The organism is Paenibacillus tyrphae, assembly GCF_024158745.1.
GTDB lineage: Bacteria > Bacillota > Bacilli > Paenibacillales > NBRC-103111 > Paenibacillus_G > Paenibacillus_G tyrfis_A.
This window is the reverse complement of record NZ_JAMZAW010000011.1, coordinates 132,262-144,656: the sequence shown is the minus strand read 5'-3', so window position 1 is coordinate 144,656 and position 12,395 is coordinate 132,262. Positions and strand designations below refer to the sequence as shown.

Below are 12,395 nucleotides of genomic sequence, written 5' to 3'. Positions count from 1 at the left end.
GCAAACGGAGTGCCTACGATTGGTCTCGCTCATTTCATGCCTCGTAGTGCTCTTTCAACGTCAATACTTTACGTACGTACTGCTGTGTTTCGGCAGGCAGCAGATGCAGCTTTTCGGCTAGGTCCTGATCGTTTCGAATGCCGAGCCGGTCCAGCCTTGTAGGTCCTGCATTGTAAGCGGCAAGCGCGGTGCCCAAACTGCCGCCGTATTTGGAGAGCAGGTTGGATAAATAACGGGTCCCGCCGTGGATATTTTGCGCCGGGTCGAACGGATTGTCCACTCCCAGCCCTTGACCGGTTGCGTCCATCAATTGCATCAAGCCCTTGGCTCCCGCACCGGATACGGCGTTGGCATTAAACGACGATTCTGCATGGATGACCGCTTTCACTACGCTGGGCTCAACGCCGAACCGGCGGCTGGCTTCCTGAATCAGCGGCTCGTAAGCCGACGGCTTCGCAGCGGAGGCGAACTTCTTCGTGAGCGCGCCTGCGGAAGCGGCGGACAACCCGCTTAGCATAGCCGGACCCCAAGATTGTCCCGGGACGAGCCCGGCTCCAGCGGACATGCCGGCCGCACTCTGGGGAGAAGCCGAATCCATGCCGGCCAGCAGCCCGTTCAATATGGAGGCAAAGTCCGTATTATCGCTTTGCTCGGTAACGGAATTTCTGCCGGAGGTCAGCAAACTTAATTGGTTCATCACCTGAAGCTGCAGCAGCTCTTTAATCGTATAGGGATCGATAGCTTTTGTCGATAAGTTCATCGGTTGCGGATGTCTCCTTGTACCGGGATTCTTTTCCCATTGTACACTTTTTTGGGCGACTCAGCCACTATAAAATTTATAAGAAAAACGGCAGACCGGTTGCCGGCCTGCCTTCTCCGCCTCAAGCGTATAGAGGAACCAAAATGAAATAACCGGCCAGCGCGATCAAACCGATGATGATCGACCAAGTGCCCAGCGAACGCTCGCCCAGCATATAAGCAAACAGCCCTAACAGGGCTGACGTCGAGCCGAGCAGCGCCGGATAAAGAAACCACGCCAGAATAGACAGCACGAGCGCCGTATATCCGAGCCAGCGGTAAGACGTTTCCGCCTTTTCCTCCGTACCGTTTTCCGTTACGGCCACAGGCTGCATAATGCGGGATCTCGCCTCCCGCGAACCGCCGCCGTGATAAGCGATCTCCGAAGCGAATTCCTCGCGCGTTTTGCGGCCGGATTCCCTTCGCAGCTGCTCGTGCTTGAACTTCCGCAGCGACCTGTCATCCCGAACCGAACCGGGATGTCTTCCGAGCTTCCGTTTCATTCGGTCCCCTTCCCTTCTCGAGAGAAATGAACGCTTGACACTTCCGAAAAAAACGATGCTTATTTCGATTTTCTCGGCTCGAAGGTGTGACAACAGGTGTTCTGCGAGCTCGCAGCCCGGTCTTGATGATCTTCGAACTCGGCTCCGAACTCGGCATCATACTTGACGTCCGCATGTTTGTCGATCTCGATCATAATCGTGTTGGCGTTGCAATTGTTTCCCTGCGCCCAATATTCACAGTTGGCAACGCTGCATTTGACATCTGGCATCGTAATCACCCCTATCTCAGCTTTCCCGCATCGAAAAGGGGATATACTCTAGGCCTTGGCCCGCAGCTTGTAATATAGCACCATGAACATCGCATGCGACCACAGCAGCGGCGTTGCCGGAGGCCCCCAGCGGCGAACCCAATCGTCATAGGTTTCCTCGCTCCCATCCGGACGCTTCACCTGCTCCGGAAACCGGCCCAATTCGTCCGCCTGCCCTGCAATCCACTCCAGCGAACGCCCGGCTTCCTCGCGGTTTCCCATCCTCAGTTGAACCCATCCGTACCAAGCCGCCAGCAGCAGCCACTCTCCCCCGCCATAGTAGGTATCGCTTGCGTAACGGCGGACGCCTCCGCTCTCCGAGCGCAGCTCATTTTTGATCGCTTCGATCGTTTTCTGCATAATTGGATGCTGCGGATCGAATACGCGGAACGGCTCAGCCAGCCACAGCAGGCTCGCGTCCACTCCGGCATAGCCCGTTACGTAAGCTGTGGAATCCCCTCGGGGAACGGGCGTGATGTTCTTGACAAAATGGCCGTTTTCGGAATGTACGCCATGCTGCAACAGGAATTCTTTTATTTCCGAGCATACATGATGCAGCTCCGCATTGCCGTCCAGCCGGGCAACTCCCTCCAGCCCGCCGTAAATGCAGGCCAGCGTCGAAGGATGCACGTGCTCGCCGTATTCCTCCCAACAATCGAAGTTCGGATACCGCCAGAACGCGCGCAAATAATCGACCGCCGCATCAACGCTAATTCGGTACGAGTCCGGAATCCGATCCGAACCGATCGCGCGAAGGTGCTCCGTCAGCCCCCACAGCCACGCTCCGTAGCCGTCCAGTTGGAAATGCCCCCATTCCGAGCTCGTATCGTCTCTGCCATCCAAATGATAGCGGGTATGTAAAAATTCGTGAAGCGCCACGTGCTCCCCTCGGGCTTGCTTGTACATCAAATATTGGATATGACCTTGCTTGGAAGCGATAATCCGGTTGGCCCAGTCATAAAATAAAGCCGCGCTGTCGTGCTCTCCCGCCGTATCCATGGCGTATGCGACGAAGCTGCCGTCCCTTAACCAGCCGTAGGCATAATGCGCAAAAAGTGGACAGGCCACGTATCCCCCTTCCGGGTGCTGGTTTAACCGGATCAGCCGGATGGACGCTTGCACCAGCACTTCCTCATTCATCTTTGGCCGCATCAGAGAACCCCTTCCTTTAGCTTAAAATTAAACAAAAAGAGATGCCCGAATCGAAGCATCTCTTCACAATATGTCTCGGATCGGACGAATTATACTTTCTCGCCCTGCATCCGTTTTTGCGTAATATAGTCGGTTTCGTAATAAGCTAAATCTTCGCGCAGCGTTTCAAAAATTTTGGAAAGCTCGATCGTCAAGTCGCGTACGTCCCGTACAGGCTTTTTACGGAAGCGGATGGCATCCTGACCGGTATAAGCATAACGGCCGTCTTCGGAATAGCATTCGTTTTTCGGATAAAAAAAGCTGTTCACGGAGCTATGATAAACGTCGTAGAGCACTTTTTCGGCATAATCCACGTTAAAATTCGGACGGCGCAACGCCACTCCGAGCTTCTCGTACGCTACCTCGGAGAATACCAGCAAATGTCTCGTATCGGTCAAATAACCTTTATAAAATTCTTCCATCGCTTCGTCATTATCGGTATTCAGCTGCTGCAAAGAATGTCCGTTCAGGAATTGTTCCATTTTGGCGATTGCCTCGCTCAGCTTGGTCCTTGTCGTTTCACAAAGTGTTTTTACATGAAATACTGCCATCGCTTAAAAGACCTCCTCAACTTAAAAACAGAACGATATGGGCAAAACGACCTCTCCATACCATCGTACCACAAAACGCATGTAAAAGTAATATGAAAAACATCCATGAGTCCTTTGTTTCGGACTGCTCCTTTTTGGATAACTTTGCTGCTTTTTAAACTGCTCCCGAAGGGGATTCTAATTGACGTACACACTGTTCTGATCAGGAGGCAACGGCCCATGTGGAAATACGCTTTATCGATCGCTCTAGTCATTGCCGGGGTAGCGCTTTTCTTCCCCCGCGGCGATCAGGCCCCCAAACCCGAGACGGTTACGCCTGCCGCCGAATTGAAAATGAAGCAAACGATGCTGAATCAGGATGTGGCCCGCACGGATGAGCTTTGCCGCAATCAGTGCAGCCTGGAATTGCATCGGATCGTTCAGGACACGCAGGCGCAGACGGACGAAAAAGCGCGGGAAACGCTGCAAGCGACCCAAACGGCTCATCCGCAAATGGAACGCCTAGTGCGCACTAAACGAGATCAAACCTTGGACCAAGGCATCGCGGCAGGTACGCTGAACGACGCGGCGGCAAAAGCTTCGCGGCCTTATATGGAAGAAGCGAAACGGGAGGTCGATGCCGGTAAGACGTATCAATCTCCGCCGTTTCAAGCGGACGGCAGCACGTATTTCGTTCTTGGCGTTCCTGCGTCGGATGGCGCATCCGGGATCGTCGGCGCCGTACGCCAGCAAATTCTCGCTCAGGTGGCCGATCACCAGAAGAAAAATTTGAGAATCGAGCCGTACCCGGCGGAAGGACGCTACAAGATCGAATCGGTCGATTCGAAATCGCTTCAGAACGTGCAGGTTCGTCACCCTGAAGACAACCAGGGAACGAGCCATTATCACACGAATCAAGTCGTCGTCAAATTCAAGCAGCAGCCTTCCGAGAACGACCTTACCCGTATCCGTCAAGAAATTGGCGGAGGCCATGTCAACAAACTCGGCTATACTTACGTCTTCGAATCGCCGAGCATGGAAGCCAAGCAGCTCATGGGATATTTCGGGAAATGGAACATCGATTACGCCGAGCCGCATTTTCTATATTTAACGAACGACATTGCACCCGTTCAACCCCCGAATTCGGCAGCGGTCATTACGCCGAACGACTCGCTGTACCGGCGGTACCAATGGAATTTGCCGCAAATCGAAACGGAGGCCGGCTGGAACTTCTCCAAAGGCTCGACGGACGTCATCGTCGGAGTTGTCGATACCGGGGTCGATCTGAATCACTCGGACCTGAAAGACCATCTGATGAGCGGCTACAATGCGATCCAGCCCGGGGCCCGGCCGGTCGACGACGTCGGACACGGCACACATGTGGCCGGAGTCATCGGGGCCATCGTGAACAACAACCTTGGCGTGGCCGGCATGAGCTGGTATAACCGCGTCTTGCCGGTAAAGGTGCTCGATTCCAGCGGTGCAGGCAGCACTTATGCCGTCGCGCAGGGCATTATTTGGGCTACGGATCACGGAGCCAAAGTCATCAACATGAGCCTGGGCAACTATGCCGACGCCCAGTTCCTGCACGACGCCATCAAGTATGCCTACGACCGCGACGTCGTCCTGATTGCCGCAAGCGGCAACGATAACACGGAACGTCCGGGTTACCCGGCAGCCTATCCTGAAGTGCTCGGCGTGGCTGCAGTGGATGCCAAAAAGCAGAAGGCAGCCTTCTCCAACTACGGCAACTATATCGGTGTAGCAGCCCCGGGCGTCAACATCGCCAGCACGTATACGAACAACCAGTATGCGGCACTGTCCGGGACTTCGATGGCCAGTCCGCACGTGACGGCGCTTGCGGCGTTAATCCGTTCGGTCAATCCGAAGCTGAAAAATACGGAAGTGGTCCGGATCATCAAGGAAACGGCGATGGATGTGGGGCCATCCGGGAAAGACAAATATTTCGGTCACGGCCTGATCGACGTGGCCGCTGCGCTCAAGGCGGCGGAACCGAGGACTTCCGGCCAAGCGGCCGGCGCCCCAACCGAGACGGCTCCGCAGCCGGGATGGCCGGCCTGGATGCAGCGCTGGTTTAGACGGGAATAGAGAATAAAAACAGAAAAAAACCGCCTCCTGAGGCGGTTTTTTGCATGAAGCTCTATTGCGTAAGCGGCTGAAAGAAAGTTTGCCGTAAGCCGGGTTCTGTGCTTCCGGTGGTCGTAGCGGGTGCCACCCTGCCACCATTGAAGCGACAATCATCTATCTAGGCCGTCCATTGCTGAACGGCTCAAGCGACCAACCCGAACGCGTCTCGGGCAAAGACTGTCCCTTGCGGGACATGCGTTCCTCTAGGTCTTGCTCCAAATGGGGTTTACCAGGAACTATGTCACCATAGCTCCTCGTGGTCTCTTACACCACGGTTCCACCCTTACCTGTGCCGGCGGCGATCAAAGATCGCATGCACGGCCATCGGCGGTCCGTTTCTGTGGCACTAGCCTTCAGCTCGCGCTGACTGGACGTTATCCAGCATCCTGCCCTATGGAGCCCGGACTTTCCTCTCGTGGCGAACGCCACCAGCGATTGTCTGTCAAACTTTCCTTTGCAATAGATGCATCTGCTAGTATACAAGGAATCGGCTGAAAACTCAACTGCCGGATTCCGGCAAATTACACGAATCGGAACGGTTCCGTATCGATTTCCGAAGCGATGACCGCCGTAGCCCACTTTCGCTCCTCCAGCTTTCGCCGCAAGTGGTCAGCGACACCGCGCTTCATGACTTTCTCCACATTGTGCCCCGGATCAATCAGCGCGATACCGGCCGCCAAGGCGTCATGCGCCGTATGATAATCGATATCGCCGGTGATCAGCACGTCCGCTCCGGCGAATTGCGCATGCTTCACGTAGCGGCTGCCCGATCCCCCGAGCACGGCCGCTTTGCGTACGGTCCGCGAGAGATCGCCGACAACGCGCAGCATCGGCACGTCGAATACCTGCTTGACCTTCTCGCACAGCTCCTGCAGCGTTACCGGCTGCGGAAGTTTTCCGGCGCGGCCGAGCCCGAACGTGCGCGTCTTCAAATCGAGCGAATACAGATCGTAAGCGACTTCCTCATACGGATGTGCCTTCAGCATCGCCTGCACGACTCTGCGTTCCACGCTCTGAGGGACGATCGTTTCGACGCGTATTTCCTGCGCCGTCTCCAGCTTTCCAGGCTGGCCGATGAACGGGTTCGTACCTTCTTCCGGCTTGAACGTTCCGACGCCTTCGATATTGAAGCTGCAGTGGCTGTAACGGCCGATGCCTCCTGCTCCTGCTTCGAACATCGCCTGGCGAACCGCGTCGGCGTGAGTCGTCGGAACGAAGACGACGAGCTTTTTCAGCTTGTCGGTATGTACTTCGTCGAGCGGCTGCGTATCGGTCAGACCGATCGCTTCCGCCATCATGTCGTTGATTCCCCCGTCGGCCACATCCAGATTCGTATGGGCGATATAGACGGCGATGTCATGCTTGATCAGCCGTTCGTAAAGCCGGCCTGCCGGCGTATCCGTCTGAATATGAGGCAGCGGACGGTAAATAATCGCGTGATGTGCAATAATCAGATCGGCTTGCTCGCGAATCGCCTCGTCCACTACTTCTTCCGTCACGTCAAGCGCGACAAGCACCTTGCGGATTTCCTTTTGCAACGTGCCGATTTGCAGCCCTATTTTATCGTTCTCCACGGCGTACGATTTGGGCGCGAGCTCTTCCATCAATTGAATTACGGCCTGGCCTTTGGCGTACATGCGGCTAATACCTCCTCGATTCGTTTCATCTCGGCGCGAAATTCCGCTTCCTTGCTGCGGGACGCTTCCGTTTCGGACCCGGCCAGATTATCGCATATTTTACGGAGCTTATCCAATTCATAAGTCCATTTCTTAGCCCAGACGGCGGAAGCCTCCCGCAGCAAATACGGCCCCATGCTCAGCAGAACCGCACGATCTGCGGTCATTCCGTTCGCCATGGTCAGCGGTTCATACAGCGATTCCGGATCTACCCCGGACTCCGAGGCGGAAACGGCCGTCAAAATTTCATAGATTTTTCCGTCTTCCTCCAAAATGTGCTCTCCGATCAACAACCAGCCGTTACTCAGCAGCCATTCCCGAACCGCCGCTTCACCGACATTCGGCTGAAGCACCAAGCGGCGCACGCCTTCCAGCTTCGCCTTACCCGCTTCCAGAATCGAAGCGATCAGCACTCCGCCCATCCCCGCAACCGTAATGACATCGACCTCGCCCGGCGCGATGACGGCCAGACCGTCACCCTGCCTGACGTCGATGATCTTCTCCAGCCCCGCTGCGCGCACCTGCTTCACGGCTGCATCGTACGGACCCGGATTTACCTCGCCCGCAATCCCTCGCACGATCGTGCCTTGCTTTGCCAAATAAGCGGGGAGCAGCGCATGGTCCGAGCCGATATCCGCCAGACGGCTGCCCGCGGGAACCTCCTGTGCAATTCTACCCAATCGTTTTGATAATCGTATCATCTCAGACAACCCATTCTGTCCATTTTTTTCTCCATACAAACAGCAAGGAAGCCTCGGTCACAATCTTAACCAACAGCATCCATTGCAGCGTCATTTCGCCGTACTGCTCGGCATACAGCATACCATATAATTCAGGCATATACCAAACGATCAAGCTGAGCAAAAAGAATACGAGTCCCATATGACGGCTCTTCTCGTGAACCATCCACCCCATCCAGCAGAAAAGAATGCTGAGCGGCACCCAGCTCAGTTCCAGCGTAACCCAACTGATCGAATCAAGCTGATAATGCAGCAGCCAGCCGTAGCAGAACACCAGGCTCACCCAACCGCCGAGATGGAACGGTACGTGTCTTGCGAGCAAGCCCGTGACAATCCATACCAAGCTGCATAGAAACACGTAGGTAACGACAAAAACGGACGACTGTATCCCGTGGAGCTTCATAAGATAAACCCCGATAAAGAGCAAAAACAACGAAGCCATGCCGATCAAAATTTGCGAGCCCATCGGGTCCTTTTCCCGCTTGTACCCTCCATACCCGTAACAGCAAGCGAGAAATAAAAGCGAGACCCCTATTTGCATTGGTAATTGAAAAGCGTTAAAATGAAGAACAGTAAAAGAAAAGGCGCATGCGGCAACCAAAACAAGAACCCATATTTTCCAATTGCTGTCGCTTATTTTAGACGCCGTAATTCCGAACAATCCACCGGAGTTTCCTGGTTTTTCTTGATTGTCTTCCAAGTAAATATTCAGCAAAAAGTCGCAGTACTGCTCGGGCAGCAGCTTGCTTCGCCGCCAGTGCTCGATTTCGTGGATAATCGTTTTCTTTTTATCATCCATAGCTCTAATGATCCTCCGGAAGCCCGTCGTCGCTTAATACATATATGGGATACATGGTTATATAATTCATTCATCGGCTTGGAGCCAGTAAAAAATTAGACCTTCCCGCAGTCGGCGGAAAGGTCGTAGTGACAAGCTAATTATTCAAGAAAATCTTTCAACCGTTTGCTGCGGCTCGGATGGCGAAGCTTGCGCAGCGCCTTGGCTTCGATCTGGCGAATCCGTTCCCGGGTAACCCCGAATACTTTGCCGACTTCCTCCAACGTCCGTGTCCGGCCGTCATCGAGTCCGAAGCGCAGCCGAAGCACGTTTTCCTCACGCTCGGTTAAGGTATCGAGGACATCCTCCAGCTGCTCCTTGAGCAGCTCGTAAGCCGCGGCATCCGCCGGAGCCAGCGCTTCCTGATCTTCGATAAAATCTCCGAGGTGCGAATCGTCTTCCTCGCCGATCGGCGTTTCGAGCGATACGGGTTCTTGCGCGATTTTCATAATCTCACGCACTTTATCCGTACTGAGATCCATTTCCTTCGCAATTTCCTCCGGCGTAGGTTCGCGCCCCAGTTCCTGCAGCAGTTGACGGGATACCCGGATCAGTTTGTTGATCGTCTCCACCATATGTACCGGAATCCGGATCGTACGCGCTTGGTCGGCAATCGCGCGCGTAATGGCTTGACGAATCCACCACGTGGCATACGTACTGAATTTGAAGCCCTTGATATGGTCGAACTTCTCAACCGCTTTGATCAAGCCCATATTGCCTTCCTGAATCAAGTCGAGGAATAGCATCCCCCGGCCGACATAGCGCTTGGCGATACTGACGACCAGCCGCAGGTTCGCTTCCGCCAAACGGCGTTTCGCTTCTTCATCGCCCTGTTCGATCCGTTTCGCCAAACCGATCTCGTCCTCTGCGGAAAGCAGCGGAACCCGGCCGATCTCCTTCAAATACATCCGTACCGGATCATTGATCTTAATGCCAGGCGGCAAGGACAAATCGTCGTCAAAATGAAACTCGTCGTGCTCATGCTCCATCGGAGTCAGCTCATTGTCCTCGTCCGATTCGTTCCCGACATCGATCCCCATCTCTTGAATTTGCTCAAAAAATTCATCGATTTGCTCCGGGTCTTGATCGAACGGCGCGAGCTTCTCCATAATTTCTTTGTACGTAATTGCCGAACGTTTCTTGCCTTGTTCGATCAACTGTTCTTTTACTTGTTCGAGCGTCAACTCTGTCTCTAGTTCCGTACGTTGATCGTTCGCCATAATCCAACTCCCTCCTCCCTGGAATACACCCCGGTACCGTATCGAGACGAATCAGGATGATTTCAACTGCTTTTCCAAGGATATAATCTCACTGCCTAATTGCAGGGCTTTGGGAATATCACCCAAACGTTCTGCTTGCTTGATTTCTTCTCGTTTTCGTTCCAATGTCTGCAAGAGCGGGAACTTTTTAATTTGCCTGATGTAATCGTCGATCACGGTATCGTTAATACCGCTGCGATTGTCTATTAAGGTTAAGGAGCTAGCCAAGCTCTCAAGCTTGTCATCCTGCAGCATGCCGATGAACGTGCTGGCGTTGGGCTCGAATCCTTGTGCGTAGTAGGCGTACAAGTAAGCGGCAAGCGCCGCGTGAGCTTCCATATTGAAACCGTCTCCCAGCTGACGCTCGACATAACCGGATATGTCCCGGTCCAGCATCATGACGGCAAGCAGTTGACGCTCTGCATTCTGATAGGCAGGGACCATCGAAGGGGGTTGCGCGCGAAGCCTTCCGTCATTCATAACATTATTCCACGAATTGTCTTTATTATCCCCGGAACGGTCCTTTTTTTCGGCTTGGAGCCTGATCTCGTTCAGATTTTGCATCGCGGATTCGAACGTTAGGTGAAATTCGGAACAAAGCTCTCTCACATAATGCTCTCTCTCAATGGGTGAAGTCAGTCCTGCGATCAAGCGGAGCGCTTGTTGAATGTAGCGAAGCTTTTCTCCATCCTCCTGCAGCTTATAATTTTTACGATAATAAAAAAGTTTATATTTGATCGACGGTACGGCGGGTTCGATAACCTCACGTACGAATCGTTCAGAACCGTGAGCGGAAATATATTCGTCCGGGTCCAACCCGTTCGGCAGCATAGCAATTCTTACATTGCATCCTGCATTTTCCAGCAACGGAATGCTCTTATAAGCTGCGGATTGTCCGGCATTGTCCCCGTCGTAAGCGACGACCACCCGTTCCGCAAGACGCCGAATCGCTTCCGCATGCTCCGGTGTCAGCGCCGTTCCCATGGTTGCCACGCCGTTATGCACTCCGGTCTCCCAAGCGCGAATGACATCCATATAGCCCTCGAACAAAACGAGTTCCTGGCTTTTGCGGATTTGGGGTCTGGCGGCATGCAGATTGTACAGCGTACGGCTCTTATGGAAAAGCATCGATTCCGGACTGTTCAAATATTTGGGCTGTACGTCGCCCATCGCTCTTCCTCCGAAGGCGATGATATGCCCTTTCCAATCGCGAATCGGAAACATGACGCGGTCTCGAAATTTGTCGACATACCCGCTTCCGTCCTGCTTCGCCGAGATCAGCCCTCCTTGCTCCACCAGGGGCAGCGGAAACTGCTTCTTATCCAGCAGATTCGTCAGCGTATCCCAGCGCGATGGCGCGTAGCCGATGCCGAACGTTTCGATCAGCTTATCGGTCATTCCCCGGGCGTGCAAATACTGCTTCGCTTCTTTGCCCTGCTCGGTGTTGTGCAGAAGATATTCGTACAACTTGCCGGCAAGCTCATGAGCTTCGATCAGTTTCGCACGGTCCGCGTGCTCCTTCGTTTCGGCTTGGCCTTGCTGCGGCCCGAGTCCGATGTCGAGCTTCGCTTCATCGGCTAATTTCCGGAGCGCCTGGCCGAAAGACAGCCCTTCGACTTCCGAAACGAACCGGATGGCGTTCCCGCCCGCTCCGCAGCCGAAGCAGTGATAAATCTGCTTTTCGGGCGTGACGGTAAAGGAAGGTGTCTTCTCTGAATGAAAAGGACAAAGACCTTTAAGGTAATGCCCCTGCTTCGTCAAATGAACGTGTCTTCCGACGACTTCGACAATATCGTGGGCTTTCAAGACCGCGTCGATGACTTGCTCGGGAATGCGTCCGTTACTCATCCTATCCACCTTCATTCAAATTAACACGTATAGGTATTCGCTACTTTGCCCGATTCTCCTGCAAGCCCGACAAAACTTTTGTCAAAGTTTGTAGAAAGGCTTGGCGGTCCTCGTCGGTGAACGCTTTAGGACCTTTCGTATGCTTGCCTCCGCGGCGCTGTTTCGCCTGCTCGTGTCTTCGTTCCAGCAAAAAATCAATCGTCCGTTCATTGTACGTTTGGCCGCGATTCGACAGCGCCAGCGCTTTTTTGCCAAGCGCCAAAGCAGCCAGCCCGAAATCCTGCGTGACCAGCACATCTCCAGGCGCGATGCAATTGACAATATACAGGTCTACCGACTGGTCCGACCGGTCCACTTGAACGATATCGACGCCGTCCATCGGCTGCAGCCGATGATCGAACGAGGCGACCATCAGCACCGGGATTCCGAAACGTAAGGCCGTCTGCGCGATTTCCGCCTTCACCGGGCATGCGTCGGCATCCACTACAATTTTATACGTCATAGGTCCCCGCCGACTGTAAAATTCAAGACTAAAGCATTACCGTAATATTATATA

Annotated in this window: 12 protein-coding genes and 1 other RNA gene; 1 reads left to right on the top strand and 12 read right to left on the bottom strand. The window is 53.9% G+C overall.

The genetic code is table 11. The features are described from left to right. Positions 1–34 precede the first annotated feature (34 nt). From NI000_RS17890 to NI000_RS17870, 5 genes are all read right to left on the bottom strand, one after another. A complete protein-coding gene (locus NI000_RS17890) occupies positions 35–760 on the bottom strand; it encodes a lytic transglycosylase domain-containing protein (RefSeq protein ID WP_253412836.1) in 726 nt (241 codons plus the stop codon). A 121-nt stretch (positions 761–881) separates the two neighbouring features. Next, a complete protein-coding gene (locus NI000_RS17885) occupies positions 882–1,301 on the bottom strand; it encodes a hypothetical protein (protein ID WP_253412835.1) in 420 nt (139 codons plus the stop codon). A gap of 59 nt (positions 1,302–1,360) precedes the next feature. Continuing rightward, positions 1,361–1,570 (bottom strand): DUF1540 domain-containing protein, encoded by a 210-nt coding sequence (locus NI000_RS17880; protein WP_253412834.1) that lies wholly within the window; start codon positions 1,568–1,570, stop codon positions 1,361–1,363. Positions 1,571–1,618: 48 nt separating this feature from the next. After that, positions 1,619–2,749: a glycoside hydrolase family 15 protein gene (locus NI000_RS17875; protein ID WP_253412833.1), complete on the bottom strand. Its 1,131-nt coding sequence runs from the start codon at positions 2,747–2,749 to the stop codon at positions 1,619–1,621. 101 nt (positions 2,750–2,850) lie between these two features. Further along, complete coding sequence (locus NI000_RS17870) at positions 2,851–3,351, bottom strand: YpuI family protein (RefSeq protein ID WP_253412832.1); 501 nt, start codon at positions 3,349–3,351, stop codon at positions 2,851–2,853. A gap of 219 nt (positions 3,352–3,570) precedes the next feature. Here NI000_RS17870 and NI000_RS17865 point away from each other — a divergent pair, with 219 nt between their 5' ends. Further along, entirely contained in the window at positions 3,571–5,439 is a 1,869-nt protein-coding gene (locus NI000_RS17865; RefSeq protein WP_253412831.1) for a S8 family peptidase, read from the top strand. A 70-nt stretch (positions 5,440–5,509) separates the two neighbouring features. Here NI000_RS17865 and rnpB read toward each other — a convergent pair. The 7 genes from rnpB to NI000_RS17830 all read right to left on the bottom strand — a co-directional run bounded on the left by rnpB (position 5,510) and on the right by NI000_RS17830 (position 12,341). Continuing rightward, positions 5,510–5,929: RNase P RNA component class A (gene rnpB / locus NI000_RS17860), an RNA gene on the bottom strand. 70 nt (positions 5,930–5,999) lie between these two features. Beyond that, positions 6,000–7,115 (bottom strand): Nif3-like dinuclear metal center hexameric protein, encoded by a 1,116-nt coding sequence (locus NI000_RS17855; protein ID WP_253412830.1) that lies wholly within the window; start codon positions 7,113–7,115, stop codon positions 6,000–6,002. Beyond that, the gene (locus tag NI000_RS17850; RefSeq protein ID WP_253412829.1) at positions 7,091–7,855 is read right to left on the bottom strand and encodes a tRNA (adenine(22)-N(1))-methyltransferase; all 765 of its coding nucleotides are present in this window, start codon (positions 7,853–7,855) and stop codon (positions 7,091–7,093) included. The genes NI000_RS17855 and NI000_RS17850 overlap by 25 nt, the downstream gene beginning before the upstream one ends. Before the next feature lies 1 nt (position 7,856). Then, positions 7,857–8,693 carry a hypothetical protein gene (locus NI000_RS17845; protein WP_253412828.1) on the bottom strand — a complete coding sequence of 279 codons (837 nt, stop codon included), beginning with the start codon at positions 8,691–8,693 and terminating at the stop codon, positions 7,857–7,859. 140 nt (positions 8,694–8,833) lie between these two features. Further along, positions 8,834–9,952: an RNA polymerase sigma factor RpoD gene (gene rpoD / locus NI000_RS17840; protein WP_253412827.1), complete on the bottom strand. Its 1,119-nt coding sequence runs from the start codon at positions 9,950–9,952 to the stop codon at positions 8,834–8,836. A 51-nt stretch (positions 9,953–10,003) separates the two neighbouring features. Further along, positions 10,004–11,839: a DNA primase gene (gene dnaG, locus NI000_RS17835; RefSeq protein WP_253412826.1), complete on the bottom strand. Its 1,836-nt coding sequence runs from the start codon at positions 11,837–11,839 to the stop codon at positions 10,004–10,006. Between the two features lie 40 nt (positions 11,840–11,879). Continuing rightward, the gene (locus tag NI000_RS17830) at positions 11,880–12,341 is read right to left on the bottom strand and encodes a YaiI/YqxD family protein (protein ID WP_253412825.1); all 462 of its coding nucleotides are present in this window, start codon (positions 12,339–12,341) and stop codon (positions 11,880–11,882) included. Between the last annotated feature and the right edge of the window lie 54 nt (positions 12,342–12,395).